This is a genomic window from Mycobacterium sp. KBS0706 (assembly GCF_005938675.2).
Taxonomy (GTDB): domain Bacteria; phylum Pseudomonadota; class Alphaproteobacteria; order DSM-16000; family Inquilinaceae; genus Inquilinus.
The window spans coordinates 1-25,150 of the sequence record NZ_VCCH02000105.1; the positions used below are offsets into that span (position 1 = coordinate 1).

Consider the following 25,150-nt stretch of genomic DNA (forward strand, 5'->3'; position numbering starts at 1 on the left):
AGCAAGCTCCACTCCACCAACCCGCTGGAGCGGCTCAACGGCGAGATCAAGCGCCGCACCGAAGTCGTCGGCATCTTCCCCAACGAGGCCGCCATCCTCCGCCTCGTCGGCGCCTTGCTCCTTGAGCAGAACGACGAATGGGCCGTCCAGCGCTGCCGCTACATGACCCTGGAAAGCGTCGCCGCCATCGACGATGATCCCCTCGTCAGCCTGCCGATCATGGCCGCCTGACCGACCCGGCCCAGGCCGGAGTCCGCGGTGATCACCTCGCCACTCCTACACCACTCCCTGGGACACGATCCGCCATACCGCTGGATCGGCCGGCGCGCGGGGTAGATCCGTCAGCGCGTCAGGAGTGGGATAGTGTCTGCCCGACGACGGCTCGGAAGTGCGCGGCAATACCGGAGCAGGACATGTCGGAGATTCTGGCCAGCGCCTTCACCGTCCAGGACTCGCTTCCGCTGGCTCGTCCAAGGTCGGCAGCCTCAGCGTCCCTGCGCGTCGCGCCAAGCGCGGTACTCGGCCTCGGCCTCCTTGGTGAGCGGATAATATTTCCGGAGGTCGCCGCCCTGCGATAGGCAAGTACGGGTAAACTCCTCCCATTCCGTGTGCTGCCCGGCGATCTCGACGAGCCTCGATGCCAATCCGACGGGCACGACGATCACGCCGTCATCGTCGGCCACGATGATGTCGCCGGGAACGACCAGCACGTTCGAGCAGGCGATCGGGACGTTCACCGCAAACGGGATGATGCCCGTCTGGGCGTGGTAGTTCGGGGTCACGTCGCGAACCCAGATGCCGAGGTCGAGCTCGGCGGCCGCAGCCGAATCGCGGATGCAGCCGTCGACCACGACGCCCACGCCACCGCGCCCGGCGAAGAAGGTCAGCATCATCTCGCCGAAGATGCCGCTGCCGAGATCGCCGCGCGCGTCGACCACGATCACGTCGCCGGCCTGGGTGGGATACATGACGTGCCGGTGCAGCTGCAGCTCGGGGTTTCCATACTCCTCGGCGCCGTAGAGATCCTCCCGCTTCGGCATGCACTGCAGCGTCAGGGCCGGCCCAGCGATCGTCCTGCCTTTCTTCAACGGTCGCGGCCCGCGGATCTGCGGGTCGCGAATGCCGAGATGCTGCGCGAGCTCGCTCGACAGCGTCGCGGTGCCGATCGCGGCCAGCGCATCGCAAAGCGCGCGCGGAGGGCGTGCAATATCCTTGATCTCGATCGTGCTCACTCTCGTCTCCATCACAGGGAGGGCCGCCCGGAGCGGCGGCAGGGGTACGGCTCAGCGAGCCTCGGGGTCACCGAAGCCGTCGATCATGTTGGCGCGCACATAGTCGAGGTTCATGGTGATGCCGAGGCCGGGCTCGCGGGTGAGGTGAATCCGCCCGCCCGAATTGTCGACCGGCCTGTCAATCAGCTTGCCGTAATGCGAGAGATCGCAATCGCCGGTCTCGATCCGGTAGAAGTTCGGCACGGTCATCATGACATGAGCCCCGGCCGTCACATTGATCGGGCCGCTGGCGTCATGCGGGCTGACGGGGACGTAATAGGCCTCGGCGAGCGTGGCGATCTTCTTCAGCTCGCTGATTCCGCCGGTCCAGGTGACGTCGGGCATCAGATAATCGGCCAGCTCCTTCTCGAGGATCGGAACGACCTCCCAGCGCGTGTGCAGCCTCTCGCCCACGGAGATCGCGGCGGAGACCTTCTCCCGCACCTGGCGCAGCGCGTGATAGCTCTCGACCGGCACAGGCTCCTCGAACCAATCGATCTGGCCGGCCTCCTCGAGCGCCCGGCACAGCCGGATCGCCGTCGGCACGTCGAAGCGGCCATGCGCATCGATCAGGATCTCGACCTCTGGCCCTGCGGCCTGCCGGATCAGCGCGGTGAGCTCGGCTGCCTCGCGCTCGCCCTTCCTGGAGAGATAGCCGTCGAGATAGCCATGCGGTTCGCTCGACCGTCCCTCATAAGGCGGGAACGGGTCGAACTTGATGGCCGTGTGCCCCGAATCCAGGATCCGCCGAATCTCGGCGACAACGCCGTCCTTCGAGGTGAACTTCGACTGGTCCGGATGGGTGTAGATCAGCACGTCATCGCGCACCGCGCCGCCGAGCAGCTCGTAGATCGGCAAGCCCCGCGCCTTTCCGACGATGTCCCACAGCGCGATGTCGATTCCGCTCACGACATGCGAGGCCGCGCCGCGCGATCCCATATAGGTGAAGGAGCGGAAGGTCTTGTGCCAAAGCCGCTCGATCCGGGTCGGATCATCGCCGACGAGCAGATCGTTGAGCTGGCGGAGGATCGCGGCGACGGCGCGGTTGGCCGGCCTGGTCGTGGTCGTGATCTCGCCCCAGCCGGAGATGCCCTCATCCGTCCGGACCTCGACGAAGAGGTACTCGCCCCAATAGGCGCGGTCCACCTTCACCAGCCACGGAACAATCTTCGTAATCTTCATTGTTCTCTCCTCAGCCGCGCACGGCGCCCGACATCAGGCCCTTCACCAGCAGCCCCTGCGCGAACCAGACGAAGATCAGGGTCGGGATCACCATCAGCACCCCGGCCGCCGACATCGCGCCCCAGTCGATGCCGAACTGGGAGACGAAGTTGGTGAGCCCGACGGGAAGCGTCTGCGCCGCCTCGGAGGAAGAGAGGGTCAGCGCGACCAGGAGGTCGTTCCAGGTGAACAGGAAGGTGATCACCGCGGTGGCGCCGATCCCCGGCGCGATGAGCGGCGACACGATCCGCACCAGGATGCGCAGCGCGCCCGCGCCGTCGATCTGTGCCGACTCCTCGATCTCCCGGGGCACGTCCTGGATGAACCCCATCAGCAGCCAGATCGCGACCGGCAGCTTCGAGGCGGTGTGGGTCAGCACCAGGGCCGTCAGCGTGTCGAGCAGGCCGATCGAGGCGAAGACCGCGAACAGCGGGATGGCCAGCGCCACCACCGGGATCATCCGCATCAGGAGCAGGAGGGTCAGGACGACCCTCGCCCCGGGCAGCCGGAAGCGTGAAATCGCGTAGGCGCAGGGCACGCCCAGCAGGATCACCAGCACCACGGTCGCCACCGACACGATGACCGTGTTCCAGAGATAGTCGTCGAGCCCGTACTGGCTGAAGACCGAGATGTACTGGCCGAACGTCACCGATTCCGGCAGCACCTGGACCGGCATGGCGAAGATGTCCGCCGAGCTGCGGAGCGAGGTCAGCACGAGCCAAACCAGCGGGAAGATCGTCAGCAGGATCGTCCCAAGCAGGACGGCGTAGCGGGCCGCGAGGCCGAGGCGGAGCCGGCGGCCGCCCGCGCGATGGCGGCGGCCGCGGACCGGCTCGCCGGCAACCGCGTCGGTCATGATCGCCTCCCCAGCTTCCGCCGCGCCCGGGGAGCGCCGTAGAGAACTCCCAGAAGCAGCAGCGAGAGGAACAGCGCGATATAGGAGACGGCCGCGGCATGGCCGAACGCCCCGCCCTGGAAGGCCAGGAGGTAGGCGTTGACGGTGATCAGATTGGTCGCGCCGCCAGGCCCGCCCTGCGTCATCAGCCAGATCACGTCGAAAGTCCGGAAGGTGTCGATGATGCGGAGCATCAGCGCAATCATGATGACCGGCCGCATCAGCGGCAGGGTGATGTACCGGAAGATCGCCCAGGGCGACGCGCCGTCGACCTTCGCCGCCTCGATCGGATCCTGCGGCAGCGACTGCAGCCCGGCCAGGAACAGCAGCACGAGTAGCGGGTGTTCTGCCAGATGTCGGCGATCATCACCGAGGCGAGCGCCCAGTGGGGGTCGGACAGCCAGGGCGCCTCTGGCAGGCCGAGAAAGCGCAGCACGGCGTTGACCAAGCCGTACTGGCCGTTGAACAGCCAGCGGAAATTGAGGCCGACAACGGCCGGCGCGATCATCGGCGGCACCAGCAGCAGCGTGCGGGCGAGCCGCAGGCCGCGCAGGCGCCCGTTCACCAGCACGGCGACGCCGATGCCGGCCGCCACCTCGATGCTGATGGTGAGGACCGAGAAGACCAGCTGGACCCTCAGCGACTGCTGCAGGCCCAGATTGGTCAGCATGTCGCGATAGTTCGACAGGCCGATGAAGCTCTGCGACGGGGCGGACAGGTCCCACCGGTAGAAGCTCATCACGAAGGAGTAGCCCAGCGGGTAGATCAGGATCGCGATCATCGCGATCAGGGCCGGGCTCGCGAGGAGGTAGCCTGTTCGCCAGGACGGGGCCAGCGGCGATCCCCGCCACCGCCACCCCGCCGGTCGGGCCACGGCTGTCATGCTAGTCGTAGGCCCCCGCCTGAGTCATGATCTGCAGCGCTTCGGCGGCGGCCTGGTTGAGCGCGTCCTCCGGCGTGGCCTGGTTGCTGAGCGCCCGCTCGATGGTCGCGAACATCAGCGTGCAGACCCGCGAGAAGCCCGGCAGCTTCGGCCATTCCTTGCCAGTGGCGATCGTCTGCTCGAGCTGGGCGAGCCACTCCGCCTGGGCACCGCTCGCCTTCGCCACGACCTGCTTCGCGACCGACACCCGGCTCGGGAAGTTCGAGAACTCGTTGAAGTTCAGCAGCTGCGCCTCCGGGCTCACCGTATGCTTGATGAACGCGACGGCTGGGTCCTTGCGCTTCGACAGGCTGTTCAGGGCCATGGCGTGCGAGATCGCGCAGGAGATCGCCGCCTTGTTCCGGATGTAGGGCGCGGTCGACCACTTGCCGACGACCTTCGACGTCTCCGGGTTGGACAGCGTCGCGAACGCGCCCGGCCAGTCGAAGGTGGCCATGGCGGCGCCCGAAGAGAACTGGGTCGAGTTCTCGTTCCACTGATAGGAGACCGCGTCCGGCGGCACGACCTTCCACTTGTGGATCAGGTCGCGATAGTAGGTCAGCGCCTCGATGCCCGGAGCGGCATTGAACGACGGCTTGTTGGTCTCGTCGACCCAGTCGCCGCCGGCCTGCCACAGCAGGTCGCTGAAGGTCCGCTGCGCCGGATCGCCCTGGCCGGGCACGACGAGGCCGTAATAGCCGTTCCCCGTGAGCTTCCGGCCGACGTCGACCAGTTCCTCCCAGGTCGCCGCCGGCTTCAGCCCGTGCTCGGCATAGACATCGGACCGATAATATTGCGTCCGGGAGTCCATGTTGCGCGGGATGGCCGCGAGGCCCTTGATCTTGGGGGAGATCAGATAGTCGACCCCAACCTGATAGAAATCCTTCAGCTCATCCGCCGAGAAATAGTCGTTCAGCGGGGCGAAGTAGTTGAAGAAGGAATCGATCTGCGCCGTGTGCGTGCTGAACACGTCATAGAGGTCGCTGCGGGCGGCGCCAAGGGTGACCACCTTCGTCGTCAACGGCGTGAATTCGAGCAGGTCGTACTTGACCCTGATCCCGGTCTTCTGGGTGAAGTCGGCGACGATCTTCTCCCAGTATTTCGGGTAGAGAGGGCCGCCGGTGATCAGCAGGGCCCGGATCTCGTCTCCGGCCGCGGCCTGCGCGATATGCGGGGCGGAAAGCGTGGTGGCGCCGAGCATTGCCGCGGAGCCGCCCAGGAACCGGCGTCTTGAGACCGTGAAAGGCATTCGTTCCCTCCCTTGGCATTGTTGATGGTTCTACGGACCGCGCTCTTCCTTCCGGTGATGACGAGATGTCCGGCGCGATCGCGCGGCGAGCGCGGTTCAGCGCGTCGGACGGTGCAAAGTCCGCGGATGTCCTCGGGTTCGCATTGGTCCTCCCACCTTGCGAGGGCAGCACGAGTCCGGATGGCCGCACGCAGCAGCTCTTATCTACTTATCGACTCGTCTGATAAGTAAATGCTACCGTTTGGAGCCGACGTAGGTCAATAGGGCCTCTGGCCGGCAGGCGCGGATCCGTTCAATCCGGCGCGGGAAGCGGCTGCACCGCAGTCCCGGCTCATCGACGGATTGTTGCAGGAGCCGGCTTGCATCATGAAGATTGGCGGGACGAGCGCGGCGGCGACGGGCTCGACGGTGAAGGCAACGGAAGGCAAGACAGGCATGGGCAGTGACGCTGAGGAGGCGGAAAAGCGTGGCGCCCCCGGGCCGCGCGGCGAGACCGACCCCCATGCGCCGGGCCCGGCCGGCCAGCCTGACAGCGTGCCGCCGAAAGCCAGGGTCCAACTCCGCACGCTGCCGATCCAGATCGCCGGCCTGCTGATCCAGCGGATCGCCAGCAACGCCTTCCCCGACGGGCTCGTGCCGTCGGAGCTCCAGATCCTGACGGAGTTCGGCGTCTCCCGCGCCGTCGCGCGCGAGGCGCTGAAGATCCTCGGCTCCCTCGACATGGTCGAGATCGCGCAGGGGCGCCGGGTGACCGTCCGGCCGATCGCCGAATGGGACTATCTCAGCCCCCTGCTGATCGAGTGGCTGCCGCGAGAGCAGGTCCGGGAGCTGCTGCTGGAGTTGCATGACTCGCGCGTCATCCTGGAGCCGGCCATCGCGGCCGAGGCCGCCCGGAGCCTCTCCGACGAGGATCTGAGCCGGCTTCGGGCTCTTCTCGACGAGATGTCGCGCGCCCATGGCGACCCCGACAGCTACATCCAGCTCGACCTCGAATTCCACATGGAGATCTGCCGGGCGACGCGGAACCGCATCCTCGATCGCTTCATGTTCTCGTCGCGCTGGTGGCAGTCGGCAGCCCGCCGGATCAGCAACCAGGCTCCGCGCGCCCTGCCGATCGCCACCGAGCAGCACCGGTCGATCTACGAGGCGCTCGCCGCGCGAGACCCGAAGCGGGCCGAGGCCGCGATGCGCGTGCATCTCGAGGCGAACAAGGCGAACTTCCTGATCGACGAGCCGCTGTCGGCGGAGCACTGAGCCGCCGGACACCCGGCCGATTCCGGTCCCGATCAAATCCACCCGCTTGTCAGATAAGCTAATAAGTATATACGCTCTGGGAGCCTCGGCCGGAGGATATCGGCCGCCATTGCGGGAGGAAGACATGCAGCAGCGGCGTATGGGGTCGTCATCCGTGTCGGTTTCGGAGATCGGGCTGGGGACATGGGGGATGTCCGGCGCGTTCTGGGGGGCGGCGGACGACGCCGAGTCGGTCCGCGTGATCCACCGCGCCCTCGAGCTCGGCGTCAGCCTCATCGACACGGCGGAGGCCTATGGCGGCGGCCATTCCGAGGAGGTGCTCGGCAAGGCCCTGGCCGACCGCCGCGGCAAGGCGGTGGTCGCCACCAAGGTCGCCCCCAACCACCTCGACCCCGCCGATCTCCTCCAGGCGTTCGAAGGGTCGCTGCGGCGCCTCGGGACCGATTATGTGGACATCTACTTCATCCATTGGCCGCACCCCGACTACCCGATCGGCGACACGATGGCCGCGCTCGAGAAGCTCCGCGCCCAGGGCAAGATCCGCGCCATCGGGGTCTCGAATTTCGGGGTGAAGGAGATCGAGAGCGCCAGCGCCCATGGCACGATCGACGTCCTGCAGCCGCCCTACAACCTGCTCTGGCGCGAGATCGAGGCGGAGGTCCTGCCCTATTGCCGGAGCCACGATATCGGGATCATGCCCTATAGCGGCCTCGCGCAGGGGCTGCTGACCGGGGCGCTCTCCCGCGAGACGAAATTCGCCGAGGGCGACGAACGCCCCACCACCGTCCTGTTCCAGCCGGGCATCTACGAGAAGGCGGTCGACGTGATCGACGCCTTGCGCCCGATCGCCGCGAAATACGGGAAGTCGGTGCCCCAACTCGCCGTCCAGTGGCTGACGAGCCGGCCGGGCGTCAGCTCGCCGCTGCTCGGCGCGCGGACCGTGCGCGAGATCGAGGAGAACGCGGCCAGCGTCGGCTGGACGATCGCGCCCGAGGATGTCGCCGCGATCGACAGCCTCGCCAAGCCGCTCTGGGCCGAGATCGCGGACAAGGGCGACATGTTCGGATATTGGACCCGGCACCACCGCCCGAGGCAGCAGGCCCGCTGACGGGCGCGAGAGCCCGTCCATCCTCCGCGCCCCCCGCCTCGCTTAGGCGGCGGGCCCGGCCCCTCCGGCCCCATACCGGCAGGCAGCGCGCCGCCACAGGCGCGGCATGGGCGACGCCTGCCCGCGAGCGACAACAGCCAAGGGAGACGTTCATGAAGATCATCGACATCAAGACCGCGGTTGTCGCCTATCACGGGCACGCCACGCTGGTCCGGATCGACACCGACGAAGGCATCTACGGCATCGGCGAGGCCAATCCGGACGCCGGCGCCGCCGCGATCGTCGGCCTCATCTCGGAGCTGAAGCACGAGCTGATCGGCGAGGATCCGCGCAATGTCGAATATTGCTGGGACAAGCTGCGCCGCGCGCATGTCTTCTCGGGCGCGCAGTCGGGCGTGTTCCTGATCGCGCTGTCCGGCATCGAGATCGCGCTCTGGGACCTTGCGGCCAAGGCGGCCGGTCAGCCGCTGTACCGGATGATGGGTGGCAGGTACCGCGACAGGATCCGCCTCTACGCGGATTGCGGCGATGGCGACGATGCGGCCGGATCGCCGGCGGGCTGCGCCGGGCGGGCGAAACGGATGGTCGCCGAGGGTTTCACCGCGCTGAAGTTCGACATCGACAATCTGCGACACCCGGCAAAGTTCGATGCGATGAACCATACGGCGAACGCCGCCGAGATCCGCACGATGGTGGAGCGGGTGCAGGCGGTGCGGGAGGCGATCGGTGCCGACATCGATCTCTGCATCGACCTCCACGCCCGCTACGACGTGCCGAGCGCCTGCCGGATCGCCTGGGAGATGGAGCCCTTCAACCTTCTCTGGCTCGAAGAGCCGATTCCGGCCGAGAACGTCGACGCTCTTCGCCAGGTCCGCGCCCGCAGCCGAACGCCCATCTGCGTCGGCGAGAACCTGTATATGCGCTGGGGCTTCCGCGAGATGATGCAGCAGCAGGTGGCCGACGTGATCATGCCCGACGTGCCGAAATGCGGCGGGCTCGCCGAAAGCAAGAAGATCGCGAATCTCGCCGAGATCCACTACCTGCCCTTCGCCCCGCACCTCGTCTCGACCCCGATCGGCACGATGGCGACCTGCCACACCTGCGCCGCCGTCCCGAACTTTCTCGTGCTGGAATGGCACGCGCTCGAGGAGCGAGCCGTCTGGGACAGCTATGTCAAGCTGCCCAACGGCGCGCAGTCGATCGTCGAGAACGGGCATATCCGCATTCCCGAGACGCCGGGCATCGGCGTCGAGCTGGATATGGATGGCGTGCGCAGGCATGCCGTTGCCGGATACGGCATCTTCGATTGACGGGACGGGATCGACTGATCGCGGCCAGTTGCGTCAGACGGCGCCTACGCAAGTAGAAGACGGCGTCGACCGGTGCCGTGCAGGGCGACAGCGCGTGACAGGGAGGAAGAGCTATGGGCAAGCGGGTCATCTTCACCGGCGGCAGCGGCAAGGTCGGCCGGCACGCCCTCCCCTATCTGCTGCGGCGCGGTCACCAGGTCTTGAACCTCGATCGCGTGCCGCTCGACCTGCCCGGCGTGAACACGTTGATCGTCGATCTCGCCGACAGTGGGCAAACCTTCAATGCGCTCTCGACGCATTATGGGTTCGAGGAATATTTCGCGGGGGCCGGCCGGGCCTCCGTCGATGCTGTCGTGCACTTCGCCGCGATTCCTCGCATCTTCATGGTGCCCGACAACACCATGTTCGCGACCAATGTCCTGTCGACCTACAACGTGCTGGAGGCGGCGACCAAGCTCGGCATCCGCAAGGTGATCATCGCCTCGAGCGAGACCGTCTACAGCGTCTGCTTCGCCGAAGGTGAACGGGACTTCGGCAGCTTCCCGGTCGATGAGAGCCACGACACCGATCCGACGGACAGCTACGGCCTCTCGAAGGTCGTCGGCGAGAAGATGGCCCGCTCCTTTGCCTCGCGCAGCGGTGCCGACATCTACGCGCTGCGGATCGGAAGCGTGACTCTGCCCGAGGACTACGGACGCTTCCACGGCGATCTCGCCGAACCGCTTGCCCGCAGACGCGACGCCTGGAGCCATGTCGACGTTCGCGACCTTGCCCAGATCGTCCATCTCTGCATCGAGAAGGACGGGCTTGGCTTCCAGGTCTTCAACGCGACGAATGACGAGATCATCGCTGACGAGCCCACGGCGGCCTTTCTCGAAAAGCACGCCCCGCAGACGCCGGTGACGCGCCCTCTCGACGGGTTCGAAGCGCCGCTGAGCAACAGGAAGGCGCGAGACGTTCTGGGCTTCAAAGAGGAATACAGCTGGCGCCGTCTCGTATCCCGGCCATGACCCGATCGCTTTTGGCGGTCGGTTCGATGAGTGGGGCGCAGCCTTGGCCTGGCTGGAGCCGGAGGCACCCTGGTGGCTGATCGTCTTGTCCGGCACGGCTGCCCGATGGGAACGACACACCATCGGGCTACGGGATGAAAAGGGCCGGAGAGCCGAGCTCCGGCTCTCCGCGCCTCAAGGCTAGGGCTATTCAGATGCAGCCAGCCGGATCACGTTCCAGGAGGCGGGCGCAAGGGTGGCGAGGAGGCGAGTGCCATCGACGCGCACCCCAGCCAGCGGGGCCGGTTTGACACGGTCCGGCGCCTCCTTGGTGTTGGTGGCGGCGAGGTCGTCGTGCCGCAGCTCCGTTGCCTGCGTCTGCTCGAGCGCGCCGAAGCCCTGGATGTCGATGTCGACCGGCATCGGCTGGTCAAGATGGCGGTTGAGCAGGAACAGCGTCACGGTCCGCCCCGCCTCGTCATGCACGGCGGCAAACTTGACATAGGGCACGGCCGGCAGCGGGAAGGCCAGGTCGGCCGTGCCGCGCGGGTCGTGATAGGTCGCGGCATAGGTCGGCGACGCAACCTGCGCCCGCAGCACCCGGCCGCGGCCGAGATTGCTGAAATCGGCGAAGGGATGGAAGATCGTCTGCCGCCAGGCCGGGCCGCCGGTCTCGGTCATGATCGGCGCGATCGCGTTCACCAGCTGCGCGAGGCAGGCGCAGCGGACGCGATCGGCGTGGTTGAGCAGCGAGATGCAGGCCCCGCCGAAGGCCAGCGCGTCCTTCATGTTGTAGACTTCCTCCAGGATTTCCGGCGCCACCGGCCAGCCGAGCTTGGTGCGGCCTTCGCTGCGGCGGCGGGTGCGGTACCACACGTTCCACTCGTCGAAGCTGAGCATGATGCGCTTGGACGAGCGCCGGCGCGCGGCCACGGCGTCGACAATGGCGACGACCTCGTCGATGAAGGAGTCCATCAGATCCGGGCTGGCGAGGAAGGCCTCGGTGTCGCCGGCATAGTCGTTGAGATAGGTGTGGAGCGAGATGTACTCGACATGCTCGAAGGTGTGCTCCAGCACCGTGTCCTCCCACGAACCGAAGGTCGGCATGGTGCGGCCGGAGGAGCCGCAGGCGGCGAGCTCGATCGACGGATCGACCCATTTCATCATCTTGGCCGCCTCGGTTGCCTTGCGGCCGTACTCCTCGGCGGTCTTGGTCTCCATCTGCCAGGGGCCGTCCATCTCGTTGCCGAGGCACCAGAACTTGACGCCGTGGGGCTCCGCCCACCCATGGGCGCGGCGGAGGTCCGAGAGCTCGGTGTCGCCGGGGAAATTGCAGTATTCCACGAGCCGCCGCGCGGCATCGCCGTCGCGGGTGCCGAGATTGACCGCGAGCATCGGCTCGATCCCGGCCGCCCGGCACCAGTCGATGAACTCGTTGGTGCCGAAAGCGTTGGTCTCCTTCGACATCCAGGCGAGGTCGAGCCGGCGGGGGCGTTTGTCGACCGGGCCGACGCCGTCTTCCCAGTCGTAGCCGGACACGAAGTTGCCGCCCGGATACCGCATGATGGTCGGCGCCAGCTCCCGGACCAGATCGAGCACGTCGCGGCGGAAGCCCTTGGCATCGGCGGTCGGGTGGCCTGGCTCGTAGAGACCGCCATAGACGCAGCGCCCGAGATGCTCGACGAAGGCGCCGAACAGGCGAGGGTCGGTCTCGCCGATGGCAAAGCTGCGGTCGATGGAAACCTTGACGGTCTGCATGGAGGACTCCGGGAAGGGAAGATGGAAACAGTCAGGCCGCCGGCTGGGGCCTGGGTTCGGCGGGACGCTCGTCGCGCCAGGCGTCGCCGATGGGCAGGACCGCCTGCAGCAACCGGATGGAATAGGGGTGGCTCGGGGCGTCGAGCACGGCGCGGGCCGGCCCGCTCTCCACCACCCTGCCCTGCTCCATGATGATCAGCCGGTCGCTGATGGTGTAGGCGGTGGCGAGGTCGTGGGTGATGTAGATGATCGAGACGCCGAACTCGTCGCGCAGCGTCCGGAACATGTTGACGATGGTCATGCGCAGCGAGGCGTCGATCATCGACACCGGCTCGTCCGCCACCACCAGCGCCGGCTCGGGCACCAACGCGCGGGCGATGGCGACGCGCTGCAACTGCCCGCCCGACATCTCGTGCGGGAAACGGCCGCGGACCTCGGCGAGCGACAGCCCGACCTTGCGCAGCGCCGCATCCGCCCGGGCCTCGACCTCGTCGCGCGCCCTGGCGCCGCAGAACCGGCGCGCCGCCATGTACAGGTAGCGGTCGAGCCGCTTCAGCGGGTTGAACGCCTCGAAGGGGTTCTGGAACACCGGCTGCACCTCGGCCATGAAGGCCAGCCGGTCGCGGCGGCTGCGGATGGCCGCGAGGTCGCGGCCGCGAAACCGGATCGACCCTGCGCTCGGCGGCACGCTGTTCAGGATCATCCGAGCGAGCGTCGACTTGCCCGAGCCGGACTCACCGATGATGGTGAAGATCTCCGGCCGCTCGCTGGTCAGGGCGAAGTCGACACTGTCGACGGCCTGCACGACATGGCGCCCGAACAGCCCTCCCGACCTGAAGGTCTTGCTGACCTGCCGGACCTCTAGGAGGGTGGTCATGACAGGGCCGCCCCGCTGGCCCTGGCCTTGGCGACATGGCAGGCGACGCGATGCCCCGGCTCGAGCTCATCCAGCAGCGGCGCCGTCTCGCGGCAACGCGCTACCGCTAGCGGGCAGCGGGGATGAAAGCGGCAACCCGCCGGCGGGTCGGCCAGATTTGGTGGCGCCCCCGGCAGGCCAGTCTTTCGGACATCGTCGCCGAGCCGGGGCAGGCTCGAGATGAGATGCGCCGTGTAAGGATGGAGCGGGCGCTGGAAGATCTGGGCGGTCGGCCCCTCCTCCACCAGCCGGCCGGCATACATGATGCCGAGCCGGTCGGTGAGGTTGGCATGCACTGCCATGTCGTGGGTGACGAACAGCATGGAGGAGCCCATCTCCTGCTGGACCTCGCGCAGCATGGCCAGCACGCCCTTCTGCACGATGACGTCGAGCGCGGTGGTCGGTTCGTCGGCGATGATGAATTCGGGCCGGCAGATGGTGGCGAGCGCGATGGTCAGGCGCTGGCGCATGCCGCCCGACATCTCGTGCGGATAGGCGTCGAGCACCTTCGGGTCGAGGGACAGCCGCCGCAGATGGGCCGAGACCGCGGCGAAGAAGGCCTGCCGGGTGCCGCCAAGGTGGCGCGCGGCGAAGTCGACGAAGCTATGCCGGATCTTTCGGACCGGATTAAGCACGTTCATCGAACCCTGGCTGACATAGGACAGCCGGCTCCAGCGGATCGCGTCGAGTTCGGCCGGAGACATCGCGTAGACATCCCGGCGGCCGTCCTGGAAGTCGAAGGTGACGGAACCGCCGACGACGTTCAGCGGCGGGCGGATCGCGCGGGCGATGGTCTTGATCAGCGTGGTCTTGCCGGAGCTGGATTCCCCGGCAAGGCCGTAGATCTCGTTGCGGCGGATGGTGAGGCTGACGTCGTCGACGGCGCGCACCTCGCGGGTCACGCCGAAGAAGCGCATCTGGTAATAGGCCTTGAGGCCCGAGACCTGGAGCAGCGGTGCCAGGCTCATGCGCCGCCCCCCATGCGCGCGAGGCGGCTGCGCGGATCGATGTACTCGTTCATCGAGATCGCGAGCAGGAACAGCCCGATGAACAGCATCACCACCAGGGCCACCGGAAAGGCGATCCACCACCACACGCCGGCGACGAGCGCCGTGTGCTGGTTGGCCCAGTAGATCATGCCGCCGATGGTCGGCGTGTTGATGTCGGTGAAGCCGAGCACCGACAGCGTGACCTCGATGCCGATCGACCAGTTGATGTTGTTCATCGTCGTCGAGAACACGATCGGCAGGACGAAGGGCAAATGTTCCTGCACCAGGATCCGGCCGGTGCTCGCCCCCGAGAAATAGGCCTGGTTGGTGAATTCGCGGGTCCGCAGGCTCATCGCCATGGCGCGGATCAGCCGCGCGTCATAGGCCCAGCCGAGTGCCGCGGTGATCAGCGCGAGCATGACCCAGCTCATCGCATCGCGCATGATGAAGTAGAACAAGACGAGGATCGGGAAGAGCGGGATGACGACGAAGGTGTCGTTGATCGACATCAGCACCCGGTCGATCCATCCGCCCTTATAGCCGGCGATGAGCCCGACCAGGAGCGCGATGATCCGGCTCAGCACCGCCACCACGACGCCGAAGGTGAGCGTGTTGCGGATTGCGAGGGTGAGCTGCCAGAACACGTCCTGCCCCCGCGAGGTCGTGCCGAAGAAATACTCCGATGACGGGGGCACGTCCGGCGCCACGACATAGACGTCGAGCGGCGGGTATGGCGACACGAAGGACAAGAGCGCCATCGCCACCACGAGCCCCACCAGGACCAGGCCCGCGGCAAATTCGAGATTGTAGCGGACGAGGTCCCGAAGGACGGCGAGGACCTGCATCAGCGGACCTCCACGCGCGGATCGATCAGCGGAAACAGGAGGTCGATCACCAGCACCGCGGCCGAGACCGCAATGATCGAAACCGAGGTGATGCCGAGCACCAGGCTGTAGTCGCCGGCGTGCACCCCGCTGATCAGCAGCGAGCCGAGGCCGGGGTAGCCGAACACCTGCTCGGTGATGATGGCGCCGTTGAAGATCGCGCCGAGGTTGAGCGCGAGGCCGGTGACCTGCGGCCCCAGCGCGTTGCGCATGACATAGGAGCCGAGGATCCGCCGGCGGCCGACGCCGGCCAGCTCGGCATAGGTGACGTAGTCCTCGGTCACGATGTTGGACACCAGCGCCCGCATGCCCATGAACCAGCCGCCGATGCCGACCGCCATCAGCGACAGGCTGGGCAGTATGGAGTGCAGCAGCACGTCGAGGGCGAAGCCGAAGCTGTCCTCGCGATTGACGTTCATGCTGGCGCCGCCGGTGATCGGCAGCACCGGCCAGACGAAGCCGAACAGGATCAGGAAGACGAAGGCGACGATGTAGTACGGGATCGGATGGACCCCCATCGACACGATCCCGGCCAGCTTCAGCAGGCGGTTCCGGCGGTAGTAGCCGGCGAGCCCGCCGATCAGGTTGCCGATGATCCAGGTCATGAGGGTGGAGGCGAGAAGCAACCCGACGGTCCAGGGCATCGCCCGCCAGATCAGGGTGGAGACCGGGGTCGGGAAGGCGGACAGCGACGGGCCGAAATCGCCGACGACGACCCGCCGCCAGAACGACAGATACTGCTCGACCGGCGATCCCTCGAGACCATAGAGCTCGCGCAGCGAGGCCCGCATCATCTCGACCGCTTCAGGGCTGGTGACGCCGAAGGAGGTCGCCGCGGTCACGCTCTGCTCGACCGGATCGATCGGTGTCGCATGCGTGATCACATAGGTGATGTTCACGCCGATGAAGACGACCACCGCGAACTGCAGCAGCCGCTTGGCGAGATAGGCGAGAAAGGGCTTCATATGTCTCCGACCCTCGGGTTGCCCGCGGCGCCCGGACCCTCCGGGCACCGCGGGGCTTTCGCAGGGATCAGGGCTGGGTCGGCTTGAGGCGCACCATCATCAGGCGCGAATTGCCCCAGTTCGGCACCGGATCGGTGTAGGGGTCCTCGGCCGTCGGGTAGCCGGTCCAGTAGGTCGTATCCATGGCCGTGAAGACGTTGTAGGCCATCAGCGGGATGATCGGCATCTCGCGGACCATGAACTTGGCGTAGTCGCGCCCGAGCTCGACCGTCTTCGGGTCTTCGAAGGACACCGTCCGGATCTGCTCGATCAGCTTATCGAGCTCCGGGCTCTGCAGACGCTGCCAGTTGCGCGGCGACTGGGTCTTGCCCGCCGGCGCGACGAACTGGGAATGCCAGCTGTCGAGGAAGAAGGCGAGATCGGGGTGGCCGCCATAGGTCTCGACACTCCAGCCGATGAAGGTGTCGAAATCGCCGGCGCCGCGCCGGTCCAGCATGTTGGTGCCCTGCGCCACGTCGATCTTGGCGTCGATGCCGAACTGACGCCATTGCTGGGCGATCATCGTGCCGGCCCGAGTCATCACCGGGCGGGAGTCGCCCTCGACCATGATCTTGATCGAGAAGGGCTTGCCGTCCGGGGTGTACCAGGCGTCGCCGCGCTTGGCATAGCCGGCCCGCTCGAGCAGCTCAGCCGCGGCCGTGGGGTTGGGCTTCCACCAGCCATAGCCGAAGGAGCGAGCGATCTCGGCGGGGTCGGTCGGGATCTGGTCGCCCATGGATGGCCGCAGCATCGTCGCGATCTGCTGCCCCATGGTCGGGTCGTACGGCTTGATCTTCTCCTTGCCGGTGTCGAGCTCGAAGCCGGCCAGCCAGTCCTGCATCGGCTTGTGATAGTCGTCCGGATGGGTGCCGGTGGGCGGGACGGCGATGGCCGAGATCGTCGCGGCGCCGCGATACGACGCCATTGCGACGGCCCGGATGTCGATCAGCAGTGCCAGCGCCCAGCGCACGTCGCGGTTCTGGTAGGCCGGATTCTGGAGGTTGAAGATCACGGCCGGCAGGGTCGGATCGGGATGGCCGAAGGGGAAGCCCTTGAACCAGGTCTTCAGCGACTTCGACTGCTTGGCCAGGGTGAACATCCCCTCCGGCGCGACGTCGTGAATCACGTCGAGGTCGTGGTTGAGCTGGGCGATGACGCGCTTGTCCGGCGGGCCGGGGTCGACATAGGCGACGTATTTCGGTCCGGGCTCGCCGTAGCGGCCGAGCGTGGTGCGCTGCCAGTCATCCCGTCGTTGCCACAGGAACCACTTGCCGTCCGGGTCGTAGCTGTTGAGCGTGTAGGCGCCCAGCGAGACCGGCTTGTTGAAGTCGAACCGCAGTGGATCGGGCGCCTTCTCGAAGACGTGCTTCGGCATCATCCAGATAGCGTTGAAGCGCACCGTGAACAGCGCGTGGAAGCGCGAATTCGGCTTCTTCAGCTTGAAGACCACCGTCTGGGGATCGACCTTCTGCACGCTGTCGACATTGAGCGAGAGCAAGGCGCTCCAGCGCATCCCCGGGGTCTTGATCTGCGTCTCGACGGTGTAGACGAGATCGTCGGCGGTGAACTCGACGCCGTCGCTCCAATAAATTCCCGGCCGCAGCTTCACGGTCATCTCGGTGAAGTCGGCATTGTAGATCGGCTTCTCGGCCGCGAGGGAATTCTGCCAGGACCCGTCCAGCCCCCGCTCCGGATCGATGTACCAGAGCGTGTCGAGGGCGAGCTGGTGCAGGCCGGTATACTGCCCGCCGGCGTTGATGGCCCAGATATTGAACCAGCCGGGATTCTTGATCGTCCCTTCCGGGTTTTCGAGGATCAGCGTCTCCCGGCGCGGCAGGTCCGAGATCGTGGTTTGGGCGGATGCCGCGACGGTGCTTGCGACGAGGCTCGCCAAGGCGAGCACGAGCAACTTGATGGCGCGCATAGGCTCTCCCTTTCTGACCGGTTCTGCGGCCGGCTCGCCAGGAGTGAAGCGTCAATCAGATTGTTCGTCAATCATTTTGATATGTATCATTCATGCTGATATGAACATCGTGTTACCGTGCTCCGCTTCTCCGAAGGATGATCGCGCAATGGACGTCCCGCAGCGCCGTTTGCTGACATTGATGGCCGGTGACGGCAGCGAGGCGCTGGAGGCGCTGGCCTCCCCCGTCCGCCTGGCCATGCTCCGGCTTCTCAGGCAGCGCGGGCCGTTGAACGTCAACCAGATCAGCAGCGAATTGGACCTGCCGCAGTCCACGGTCGCGATCAATGTGCAGAAGCTGGAGCGCGCCGAGCTGATCCGCACCGAGGCCGTGAAGGCGAGCAAGGGACAGCAGAAGGTCTGCTCCGCCCTCTATGACGAGATCACGGTCCGGCTCGACGATCCGGATGCCCTACAAGGCGACCAGGTCATCGAGGTGGCGATGCCGATCGGCCTTTACACGACCTGCGAGGTCAGCGCGCCCTGCGGGCTGTGCTCGACGGACGGCGTGCTGGGCCTGCTCGACGTCCCCGACCACTTCCTGGACCCGAACCGGATGAAGGCGTCCCTGATCTGGTTCGGCCGCGGCTTCGTCGAATACAAATTCCCCAACAACGCCAAGGTGGTCGAAAAGGCGATCGAACAGCTCGAGGTCACCATGGAGCTGTCGTCGGAGGTGCCCGGCACCAACAGCGACTGGCCTTCGGACATCACGCTGTGGATCAACCATGTCGCCGTCGCGACCTGGACGTCGCCGGGCGACTACGGCGACATCCGCGGCCGCTATACGCCGCGATGGTGGAAGCTCGCCGGCTCGCAATATGGCAAGCTCGTCACCTGGCGTGTCACCGATGACGGGGCGTTCGTCGACGGCAGCCGAGCCTCCGACGTGACGCTGGACCAGCTCCGCCTGAACGACCATCACGCAATCCGCCTCCGGGTCGGCATCGACGAGAATGCCGAGCACCCGGGCGGCCTCAACATCTTCGGCCGGGGCTTCGGCAACCATGATCAGGACATCGTCATGCGCCTGCGCCTGCGGACGTGACGGCGTCGCCGATCTCGGCTTGTGCGCTCAGCCCTTCACCGCCCCTGCCGTCAGGCCCCGAACCATGGCCCGTTGGACGACCGCGAACAGCACGACGACCGGCACGATGCTGATGATGCCCCCGGCCGAGAGCGCCCCCCAGGGCAACTGGAATTCCCCGACCATGAGCTGCAGCCCGACCGGCCAGGTGCGCGACCCGGTGCTGGTGGTCAGCATCAGCGCGAACAGGAACTCGTTCCAGGCGCCGATCGCCACGAAGACCGCGGTGGCGACGAGGCCGCCGGCCACGAGCGGCAGGACGATGCGCAGCATCGCGCCGATGCGCGAGGCGCCGTCGATCCGGGCGGCGTCCTCCAGCTCCGACGGCACCGCATCGAAGAAGCCCTTCATCATCCAGATGAAGACCGGCAGCAGAAAGGTGGTGTAGGCCAGGGCCAGCCCGAGCCGGCTGTCGAGCAGGCCGACGCTCCGCATCAGGATGAACAGCGGCACGATGATCATCACCGCCGGAAACATCCGCACCACCAGGTAGAACAGCATCAGCTCGCGCCGGCCGCGGAAGCGATAGCGGGCGATGGCATAGGAGGCGAGCGTCCCGATCACGACGCAGATAACCACGGTCGTCAGCGTCACGACGGCGCTGTTGGCGATCAGCGTCGGAAAGTTGGACCGCGTCCAGATTGCGACATAGTTCTCGAACGTCACCCTGTCGGGGATGTACTGGATCGTCGCCGTGACGATGTCCGCCTCCGGCTTGAGCGAGGTCAGGAGCGCCCAGAGCACCGGGAACATCGCAAAAGCCACGATCGACAAGGCGACGGCATAGCACAGCAGGACATGAATCCGGCGCCGGGCGGAACGGCTGCGAAGCATCAGTCCCTCATCGCGTTGGAGAGCTTCACATAGGCGTAGCTGAACACCATCAGCAGCAGGAACATGACCACCGACAGCGCGCTGGCGTAGCCGAAGTTGAATTCCTTGTTCGCCTTCAGGAAGGCATAGAGCGACAGCACCTGCGTCGAGCGGCCCGGCCCGCCGCCGGTCAGGATCAGCAGGATGTCGGGCGAGTTCACCAGGCTGATGACGCGCAGCACCACGGTCGCCACGATCACCACCCGCAGCTGCGGCAGAGTGATATGGACGAACTGGCGCCACAGCCCGGCGCCGTCGGTCGCCGCCGCCTCGTAGAGGTCGCCGGGGATTCCCTTCAGGGCGGCCAGCAGCAGCAGCGCGAAGAAAGGGAATCCGTGCCAGACCTCGACCACCATGGCGGCGAACATCGCCATGTCCGGATCTGCGAACCACGCCTTGTAGCTGCCGAGGAGCCCGATCCGCACCAGGATGTCGTTGAGCACCCCGAGGCGCGGATCCAGCATCAGCGCCCACATGTGCCCGGCGACGACGTTCGGGAGGAACCAGGGCAGCAGCACCATGATCCCGAACACGCGGAAGCCCGGCAGGCTGGTGTTGAGCACGAGCGCCGTCAGAAGCCCGAGCAGAAGCTCGCCGCTTGCCGCCCCCGCGACCCAGACGACTGTGTTCTGCAGCGACAGCCAGAACACCGGATCATGGACCAGCGCGATATAGTGCTTGAGGCCGACGAAACCGGTTCCGAGGTCGACCCGGTTCAGCCGCATCTCACGGACGCTGAGCACCATGCCCCACAGCGTCGGATACAGCACGACCGCCAGGATCAGCACCAGGCTGGGAAGCAGCAGGTAATACGCCCAGCGCCGGCTCTCCGACAGCCGGCCGAGCGGGCCGAGCCGGCGGGACGGCGCCGGCGTCGGCGCTGAGGGCAGGTCGAGCGCCGTCATGCCCGCGCCACGCAGGTGGCCTCGATCCGCTCCCAGTCGACGTCGAAGCCGATCCCCGGAGCCTCGGAGACCGTGAGCATGCCGCCTTCGATCGCCAGGGGCCCGAGGCTGCCCAGGCCCGCGATCTGTTCGCTCGAGATCACCAGCTGCTCGTAATAGTCGTTGTTGCGGATGGCGGCGCAGAGCTGGGCGTTGGCGAGGCCCATCCCGTGCACCTGGGCCCGCATGCCATGGGCCTCCGCCAGATGCGCGATCTTGATCGCGCCGGTCAGGCCGCCTTTGTAGAAGGTGCTGGTCCGCGCCATGTCGAGAGCGCCGGCCTGGATCCAGCTGGCCATGTTCCAGTGGCATCCATCCGAAGTCTCCGCCGCCAGGACCGGGATGTCGAGCGCGTCGCAGAGCTTGCGGTACGAGCCGAGCTCGAACTCCCGCATCGGCTCCTCGTACCAGAGAAAGCCTTCCGCTTCGAGCACCCGGCCGAACTGCAGGGCGGTGACGTAGTCCCAGCCGGCCGAGCCGTCGAACATCAGATCCGCGTCGGGTCCGGCCCAGCGCCGGAGGTTGCGGGACAGCACCGCATCCTGCTTCGCGTCGCCCCAGGCGTGCAGCTTGAAGGCGGTGAAGCCCGCGTCGATGCACGCCTTGATGTGCCGCTCGTATTCGCCCATCGAATCCCAGGTGACCGTGGAGGCATAGGCCCGCACCCGCCGGTCATGGCCGCCGAGCAGCTGGTGCAGCGGCATTCCGGCCGCCTTCGCCTTGATGTCCCAGGCGAGCAGGTCGACGATGCCGAGATGCGGCATCGGGATCTCCTCGATCCGGTCGATCTCCCAGATCAGCGTCCACAGCCGTTCGGTCAGGAGCGGGTTCTCGCCGATGAGGCGCTTCAGCCGCCGGTCGACGAGGCTCATCGCGCCCCAGGCGCTCGCCACCTCGATCGCACCGGTGATGCCTGAATCAGTGTCCATGCGGATCACGGCCTTCAGCGGCTTGCGGTCCGCCGGGGTGCCGTCGCCGGACCCGGCCAACCCCTGGCGCCAGCGATAGGGATGAGCCGGGTGCTCGGCCTCGACCACCCAGCAACGGATGTCCTCGATGCGCATGCTGTGCCTCCCTCGAAGTTGCGGCGTAAAGCGGTGCTGCGGGAGGGCTGCCGCCCCTGCCCCGGCCGCTATTGCAGGGCCGCCTCGAGGCCGGCCATCAGGGCGTCGACGCAGGCTTCCGGCGTACTGCGGCCGACCAGCACTTTCTGGAATTCGGGGAGCACGACGTTGTCGTTCCATCCCGCGGACCCGATGAATTTGGGCGGCAGGCGGCCGAATTTGGTCGTCTCGACCGCGGCGCCGTACAGCGGATTGCCGGTGATGCGGCTGTCCGATGCCGTCTGCGGCGAGGCCGGGAAGTACCCGGTCTGCTCAAGGAACGCGATCGCCGCGTCGGGCTCTGCCCAGAAGGTCAACCAGGCCCAGGCAGCATCGGCATTGGCGTCCGACATCAGGCCGTTGAACAGGTAGGTCAGCCGCGCGATATGGGCGGCCGGGCCGGCCGGGCGCACCGCGGTCATGAACTGGCCCGGCTTCATCGCGCCGGAGATCTCCGCCAGCGATCCTGTGTGGTGCCAGACCATGGCGGTCTGGCCCGTCTTGAACGCCTCCATGATCTGCCGGTAGCTGTCATTGGGGGCGCTGGGCGGGCAGACCTTGTGGCGTGTGAACAGCTCCGACAGGAAGGTGACCGCCTCGACGGCCTTGGGCTTGTCCATCGCCGGCTTGCCGTCGACCACGATCGGCGAGCCGAAGCTCTCGATCATGTCGACCACGTATTGGTAGCCGCCGGCCCCGCCGCGCAGGCCGAAGCCATAGCGCCCCTTTGCCGGATCGGTCAGCTTGATCGCGGCGCCCTGGAATTCGGCCATGGTCTTCGGCGGCCCGCTGATGCCCGCCTCGTCGAACCAGTCCTTCCGGTAGTACATCCAGTCGACGAAGGTGAAGGCTGGGACGCCGTAGATCTTGCCGCCGACGCTCGCCCCGGTCCACCGGTCTTCCGGAAATGCCGCCGCCTTGTCCCAGCCCTTGATCCGGTCGGTGATGTCGATCAGCCCGCCCATCCCGACCATGTCGTTGACCCGCTCGGCGATCACCATCGCCGTATCGGGCTTCGATCCCGAGACCACCGCCGCGGTGATCTTCGACATGTATTCCGGGTTCGGGATGTTCTCCTGGGTCAGCGAGATGCCGGGATAGCGCTGCTGGAACAGCGCCATCACCGCCTCCAGCCCCTTGAACTCGCTCTCGCTGGTCAGGTGGTGCCAGTAGTTGATGCGGCCTTCCGCTGCCGCCCGGGCGAGGCGCGGCGCGAGCGCCAGGACCGGGACGGCCGCGGCGGTGCGCAGCAATGTGCGCCGATCGACGAGCATGACGTGTCCTCCCCTGCTTTGTGTTCTTGGATCTGGTCAGGACGAGAGCCGGATCGGCGTCGATGCCGGGGCCGGCGGCAGCTCTTCCGGCCGCAGCACCTTCGGCGCAGCTCCAGCCCGGGCCCGTGCTGACAGCACGAGGCCATGGCCCGGCCGGTCCGGCGCGAAGGCATAGCCGTCGCGCAGGACGATCGGCTCCTCGACCAGGTGGTTGTAGTTCTGGAACGAGTATTCCAGCCAATCGGCCTCGGGCAGCGCCGCGGCCAGATGGACCCCGATCTCCAGCGATGTGTTGCCGAGCGTCACGGGGATGCCATGCTCCGCCGCCAGCCAGCCAGCCTTCATCACGTCGCCGATATGGCCGTGGATGTTGAGAAGGTCGGCGCCGCGCCCTTCCAGCAGCCGCCGCTTGCCGCGCAGGTCGAGATACTCGCCGGAATTGACCAGCACATGCGGCGCGCCCAGCCGGATCTCCCGCAGGCCGTCGATGTCGTCGCGCAGGCAGGGGTCCTCGACCCAGAGAATGTCGAAGCCCGCGCGCCGGAAATGGTCGAGCCGCCGGATCGCCTCCTTCGGCGACCAGGCTTCGTTGGCGTCGACCATGATCGGCCCGTGGCCTTTCGCGATCTCGGCCACCAGCGCCAGCCGCCGAAGATCCCATTCGATGTCGGGATGGCCGACCTTGATCTTGAAGCCGCGATAGCCCTGGTCCCGCGCCTGCCGGAACAGGGACACGTATTCGTCGTCGGTCAGATGGAAATCGAGGCCGCTGGCATAGACCCGTACCCTGGGATCGCTGCCGCCGAGGTATCGGTAGAGCGGCAGGCCGGCCTCCTGGGACGCGAGGTCCCACAGCGCCTGGGCCACAGCCTCTTCGAAGGCGAGCGACGTCCGGCGATTGTTGCCGCCGCGCGGCCGGCTGACGCGGTGGATCAGCCCTGCCGGCGCCTGCCCTGCCAGGCCGGGCCAAGCCTCCTCCGCGAAGATCCGCTCGATCTCCGCCAGCGCCGGCAGCGGATGAAACAGGCTGTGGAAGAAGCCCGTGCCGGTGCGCCCGTCGTCGGTGCGCAACTCGATCACGCCGATATGCGCCTGGGTGATGCGAACCTGGCTGTCTCCGATCACCCGATCGCGGGCGAACTGGAAGCGGGTCAGAGTGAAGTCGGTCAGCCGCATGCCGGGCTCCTCCGCACGCCGCCTTGAATGACGGCTATTGATATATCAACTTCGATAACAGATATTTCTATATGCGGCAATTGAATCATCAGGCAAATGGCCATCCCCTCGAAACGGCTATCGGACGAACACCCTTCGACGCTTCGCCCCGAGGGCGCACTCAATCTCAGCCGCGTCGCCTATGAGCGGTTCAAGGAGGCCCTGTTCGAGCGAAGGCTCCAGCCCGGCGCCTTCATGTCGCAGGCGGAGCTGGTCGAGATCGTCGGCTCGCCTCTGGGGCCGCTGCGCGAGGCGCTGCAAGTGCTGCAGGCGGAAGGGCTGGTGACGATCCGGGCCCGAGCGGGCATCGAGATCGCCAAGCCGGACCTGGCGTTGGTCCGCAATTCCTACCAGTTGCGCCTCTTCCTCGAGACGCCCGCCGTCCGACACTTTGCCGAGACGGCGCCGCGCGGCCGGATCGAGGCCATGATCGGGCAGCACCGCGAGGTCATCGGCTGGGTGGAAGGAGCGGATGTCGATCGCGAGCTCGCGCGCCGGATCGAGGAGGTCGACCTGAGCCTGCATCTTGGCGCGATCGACGCGCTCGACAACCCCCTTCTCCGCAAGGCGTTCCTGCAGACGCAGGACTACATCCGCCTGATCCGTCTCGATCACCATTACGCCTACTCGGCGGCGAAGGTGCGGCGGACCGTGGCGGAGCATTTGGAGATCTTCGAAGCCTGCCTGGCGAGGAATCCAGACGCGGCCGAGGCCGCGCTCAAGGCGCACCTGACGCAAGCGATCCAGCGGGCTATGGGGTTATAGATCACAGGTCAACTGCTTGGAAACCTTGCGCGCCTCGAGTGCTCCAACTCGAGCGAGCCCCACAACGAATTGAGCGGGCCCCGTCGGCCGGAGTGCCGAGGTGCGCCATAGGACTAAGCCGCTGCCGCGGCACGGCGGGGCTGCACGGGCGGAGCG

At 66.8% G+C, this 25,150-nt stretch carries 24 protein-coding genes; 7 read left to right on the top strand and 17 right to left on the bottom strand.

Annotation, left to right across the window (positions count from 1 at the left end; translation table 11 throughout):
- Positions 1-231, top strand: a 231-nt coding sequence (locus FFK22_RS34905; protein ID WP_186002829.1) for a transposase, incomplete at its 5' end; no start/stop codon positions are given.
- A 254-nt stretch (positions 232-485) separates the two neighbouring features.
- Here the strand turns inward: FFK22_RS34905 and FFK22_RS34910 are convergent.
- The 6 genes from FFK22_RS34910 to FFK22_RS34930 are packed head-to-tail and all read right to left on the bottom strand — an operon-like array spanning position 486 to position 5,558.
- Positions 486-1,232 carry a hypothetical protein gene (locus tag FFK22_RS34910; RefSeq protein ID WP_221939080.1) on the bottom strand — a complete coding sequence of 249 codons (747 nt, stop codon included), beginning with the start codon at positions 1,230-1,232 and terminating at the stop codon, positions 486-488.
- Positions 1,233-1,283: 51 nt separating this feature from the next.
- Complete coding sequence (locus FFK22_RS34915) at positions 1,284-2,453, bottom strand: mandelate racemase/muconate lactonizing enzyme family protein (protein WP_138892577.1); 1,170 nt, start codon at positions 2,451-2,453, stop codon at positions 1,284-1,286.
- Between the two features lie 10 nt (positions 2,454-2,463).
- Positions 2,464-3,348 carry a carbohydrate ABC transporter permease gene (locus FFK22_RS34920; protein ID WP_138892578.1) on the bottom strand — a complete coding sequence of 295 codons (885 nt, stop codon included), beginning with the start codon at positions 3,346-3,348 and terminating at the stop codon, positions 2,464-2,466.
- Complete coding sequence (locus FFK22_RS43400; RefSeq protein ID WP_186002830.1) at positions 3,345-3,719, bottom strand: carbohydrate ABC transporter permease; 375 nt, start codon at positions 3,717-3,719, stop codon at positions 3,345-3,347. Before FFK22_RS43400 ends, FFK22_RS34920 begins: the two co-directional genes overlap by 4 nt.
- Positions 3,608-4,261 carry a carbohydrate ABC transporter permease gene (locus tag FFK22_RS43405; RefSeq protein WP_186002831.1) on the bottom strand — a complete coding sequence of 218 codons (654 nt, stop codon included), beginning with the start codon at positions 4,259-4,261 and terminating at the stop codon, positions 3,608-3,610. Before FFK22_RS43405 ends, FFK22_RS43400 begins: the two co-directional genes overlap by 112 nt.
- 10 nt (positions 4,262-4,271) lie before the next feature.
- Positions 4,272-5,558 carry a sugar ABC transporter substrate-binding protein gene (locus FFK22_RS34930; protein WP_138892580.1) on the bottom strand — a complete coding sequence of 429 codons (1,287 nt, stop codon included), beginning with the start codon at positions 5,556-5,558 and terminating at the stop codon, positions 4,272-4,274.
- A gap of 435 nt (positions 5,559-5,993) precedes the next feature.
- Here FFK22_RS34930 and FFK22_RS34935 point away from each other — a divergent pair, with 435 nt between their 5' ends.
- From FFK22_RS34935 to FFK22_RS34950, 4 genes are all read left to right on the top strand, one after another.
- Positions 5,994-6,812 (top strand): FadR/GntR family transcriptional regulator, encoded by an 819-nt coding sequence (locus tag FFK22_RS34935; protein ID WP_221939081.1) that lies wholly within the window; start codon positions 5,994-5,996, stop codon positions 6,810-6,812.
- 124 nt (positions 6,813-6,936) lie between these two features.
- The gene (locus FFK22_RS34940) at positions 6,937-7,920 is read left to right on the top strand and encodes an aldo/keto reductase (RefSeq protein WP_138892581.1); all 984 of its coding nucleotides are present in this window, start codon (positions 6,937-6,939) and stop codon (positions 7,918-7,920) included.
- Between the two features lie 152 nt (positions 7,921-8,072).
- Positions 8,073-9,230, top strand: coding sequence for a mandelate racemase/muconate lactonizing enzyme family protein (locus FFK22_RS34945; protein WP_138892582.1), 1,158 nt, complete (start codon positions 8,073-8,075; stop codon positions 9,228-9,230).
- 113 nt (positions 9,231-9,343) lie between these two features.
- Entirely contained in the window at positions 9,344-10,240 is an 897-nt protein-coding gene (locus FFK22_RS34950; protein ID WP_138892583.1) for an NAD(P)-dependent oxidoreductase, read from the top strand.
- 186 nt (positions 10,241-10,426) lie between these two features.
- Here FFK22_RS34950 and FFK22_RS34955 read toward each other — a convergent pair whose 3' ends face one another.
- From FFK22_RS34955 to FFK22_RS34980, 6 genes are all read right to left on the bottom strand, one after another.
- Positions 10,427-11,977, bottom strand: a complete 1,551-nt coding sequence (locus tag FFK22_RS34955) for an alpha-N-arabinofuranosidase (protein ID WP_138892584.1) — start codon at positions 11,975-11,977, stop codon at positions 10,427-10,429.
- A 31-nt stretch (positions 11,978-12,008) separates the two neighbouring features.
- A complete protein-coding gene (locus FFK22_RS34960) occupies positions 12,009-12,854 on the bottom strand; it encodes an ABC transporter ATP-binding protein (RefSeq protein WP_138892585.1) in 846 nt (281 codons plus the stop codon).
- Positions 12,851-13,861, bottom strand: a complete 1,011-nt coding sequence (locus FFK22_RS34965) for an ABC transporter ATP-binding protein (protein ID WP_221939082.1) — start codon at positions 13,859-13,861, stop codon at positions 12,851-12,853. The genes FFK22_RS34960 and FFK22_RS34965 overlap by 4 nt, the downstream gene beginning before the upstream one ends.
- Positions 13,858-14,727: an ABC transporter permease gene (locus tag FFK22_RS34970; RefSeq protein ID WP_138892586.1), complete on the bottom strand. Its 870-nt coding sequence runs from the start codon at positions 14,725-14,727 to the stop codon at positions 13,858-13,860. Before FFK22_RS34970 ends, FFK22_RS34965 begins: the two co-directional genes overlap by 4 nt.
- Complete coding sequence (locus FFK22_RS34975) at positions 14,727-15,731, bottom strand: ABC transporter permease (protein WP_138892587.1); 1,005 nt, start codon at positions 15,729-15,731, stop codon at positions 14,727-14,729. Before FFK22_RS34975 ends, FFK22_RS34970 begins: the two co-directional genes overlap by 1 nt.
- 67 nt (positions 15,732-15,798) lie before the next feature.
- Positions 15,799-17,694, bottom strand: a complete 1,896-nt coding sequence (locus tag FFK22_RS34980; RefSeq protein WP_138892588.1) for an ABC transporter substrate-binding protein — start codon at positions 17,692-17,694, stop codon at positions 15,799-15,801.
- On the opposite strand from FFK22_RS34980, the gene FFK22_RS34985 reads away from it, so the two are divergent.
- On the top strand, positions 17,684-18,781 hold the full coding sequence (locus FFK22_RS34985; protein WP_221939083.1) for a transcriptional regulator: 1,098 nt from the start codon (positions 17,684-17,686) through the stop codon (positions 18,779-18,781). The two genes, FFK22_RS34980 and FFK22_RS34985, sit on opposite strands and share 11 nt — an antisense overlap.
- A gap of 27 nt (positions 18,782-18,808) precedes the next feature.
- Here FFK22_RS34985 and FFK22_RS34990 read toward each other — a convergent pair whose 3' ends face one another.
- From FFK22_RS34990 to FFK22_RS35010, 5 genes are all read right to left on the bottom strand, one after another.
- The gene (locus tag FFK22_RS34990; RefSeq protein WP_138892589.1) at positions 18,809-19,654 is read right to left on the bottom strand and encodes a carbohydrate ABC transporter permease; all 846 of its coding nucleotides are present in this window, start codon (positions 19,652-19,654) and stop codon (positions 18,809-18,811) included.
- The gene (locus FFK22_RS34995; RefSeq protein ID WP_138892590.1) at positions 19,654-20,598 is read right to left on the bottom strand and encodes a carbohydrate ABC transporter permease; all 945 of its coding nucleotides are present in this window, start codon (positions 20,596-20,598) and stop codon (positions 19,654-19,656) included. Before FFK22_RS34995 ends, FFK22_RS34990 begins: the two co-directional genes overlap by 1 nt.
- The gene (locus FFK22_RS35000) at positions 20,595-21,701 is read right to left on the bottom strand and encodes an enolase C-terminal domain-like protein (RefSeq protein WP_186002832.1); all 1,107 of its coding nucleotides are present in this window, start codon (positions 21,699-21,701) and stop codon (positions 20,595-20,597) included. Before FFK22_RS35000 ends, FFK22_RS34995 begins: the two co-directional genes overlap by 4 nt.
- 68 nt (positions 21,702-21,769) lie before the next feature.
- Entirely contained in the window at positions 21,770-23,014 is a 1,245-nt protein-coding gene (locus tag FFK22_RS35005; protein WP_138892592.1) for an extracellular solute-binding protein, read from the bottom strand.
- Between the two features lie 36 nt (positions 23,015-23,050).
- On the bottom strand, positions 23,051-24,190 hold the full coding sequence (locus tag FFK22_RS35010; protein ID WP_138892593.1) for a mandelate racemase/muconate lactonizing enzyme family protein: 1,140 nt from the start codon (positions 24,188-24,190) through the stop codon (positions 23,051-23,053).
- 96 nt (positions 24,191-24,286) lie between these two features.
- On the opposite strand from FFK22_RS35010, the gene FFK22_RS35015 reads away from it, so the two are divergent.
- Positions 24,287-24,994, top strand: a complete 708-nt coding sequence (locus tag FFK22_RS35015; RefSeq protein ID WP_138892594.1) for a GntR family transcriptional regulator — start codon at positions 24,287-24,289, stop codon at positions 24,992-24,994.
- The last annotated feature ends 156 nt before the right edge of the window (positions 24,995-25,150 follow it).

What these genes read in the sequence shown, in the direction of transcription:
- FFK22_RS34915 (WP_138892577.1), bottom strand. Translation starts at nt 2,453, where the DNA reads ATGAAGATTACGAAGATTGTTCCGTGGCTGGTGAAGGTGGACCGCGCC.
- FFK22_RS34920 (WP_138892578.1), bottom strand. Translation starts at nt 3,348, where the DNA reads ATGACCGACGCGGTTGCCGGCGAGCCGGTCCGCGGCCGCCGCCATCGC.
- FFK22_RS34930 (WP_138892580.1), bottom strand. Translation starts at nt 5,558, where the DNA reads ATGCCTTTCACGGTCTCAAGACGCCGGTTCCTGGGCGGCTCCGCGGCA.
- FFK22_RS34935 (WP_221939081.1), top strand. Translation starts at nt 5,994, where the DNA reads ATGGGCAGTGACGCTGAGGAGGCGGAAAAGCGTGGCGCCCCCGGGCCG.
- FFK22_RS34940 (WP_138892581.1), top strand. Translation starts at nt 6,937, where the DNA reads ATGCAGCAGCGGCGTATGGGGTCGTCATCCGTGTCGGTTTCGGAGATC.
- FFK22_RS34945 (WP_138892582.1), top strand. Translation starts at nt 8,073, where the DNA reads ATGAAGATCATCGACATCAAGACCGCGGTTGTCGCCTATCACGGGCAC.
- FFK22_RS34950 (WP_138892583.1), top strand. Translation starts at nt 9,344, where the DNA reads ATGGGCAAGCGGGTCATCTTCACCGGCGGCAGCGGCAAGGTCGGCCGG.
- FFK22_RS34955 (WP_138892584.1), bottom strand. Translation starts at nt 11,977, where the DNA reads ATGCAGACCGTCAAGGTTTCCATCGACCGCAGCTTTGCCATCGGCGAG.
- FFK22_RS34960 (WP_138892585.1), bottom strand. Translation starts at nt 12,854, where the DNA reads ATGACCACCCTCCTAGAGGTCCGGCAGGTCAGCAAGACCTTCAGGTCG.
- FFK22_RS34965 (WP_221939082.1), bottom strand. Translation starts at nt 13,861, where the DNA reads ATGAGCCTGGCACCGCTGCTCCAGGTCTCGGGCCTCAAGGCCTATTAC.
- FFK22_RS34970 (WP_138892586.1), bottom strand. Translation starts at nt 14,727, where the DNA reads ATGCAGGTCCTCGCCGTCCTTCGGGACCTCGTCCGCTACAATCTCGAA.
- FFK22_RS34975 (WP_138892587.1), bottom strand. Translation starts at nt 15,731, where the DNA reads ATGAAGCCCTTTCTCGCCTATCTCGCCAAGCGGCTGCTGCAGTTCGCG.
- FFK22_RS34985 (WP_221939083.1), top strand. Translation starts at nt 17,684, where the DNA reads ATGGCGCGCATAGGCTCTCCCTTTCTGACCGGTTCTGCGGCCGGCTCG.
- FFK22_RS34980 (WP_138892588.1), bottom strand. Translation starts at nt 17,694, where the DNA reads ATGCGCGCCATCAAGTTGCTCGTGCTCGCCTTGGCGAGCCTCGTCGCA.
- FFK22_RS34990 (WP_138892589.1), bottom strand. Translation starts at nt 19,654, where the DNA reads ATGCTTCGCAGCCGTTCCGCCCGGCGCCGGATTCATGTCCTGCTGTGC.
- FFK22_RS34995 (WP_138892590.1), bottom strand. Translation starts at nt 20,598, where the DNA reads ATGACGGCGCTCGACCTGCCCTCAGCGCCGACGCCGGCGCCGTCCCGC.
- FFK22_RS35000 (WP_186002832.1), bottom strand. Translation starts at nt 21,701, where the DNA reads ATGCGCATCGAGGACATCCGTTGCTGGGTGGTCGAGGCCGAGCACCCG.
- FFK22_RS35005 (WP_138892592.1), bottom strand. Translation starts at nt 23,014, where the DNA reads ATGCTCGTCGATCGGCGCACATTGCTGCGCACCGCCGCGGCCGTCCCG.
- FFK22_RS35010 (WP_138892593.1), bottom strand. Translation starts at nt 24,190, where the DNA reads ATGCGGCTGACCGACTTCACTCTGACCCGCTTCCAGTTCGCCCGCGAT.
- FFK22_RS35015 (WP_138892594.1), top strand. Translation starts at nt 24,287, where the DNA reads ATGGCCATCCCCTCGAAACGGCTATCGGACGAACACCCTTCGACGCTT.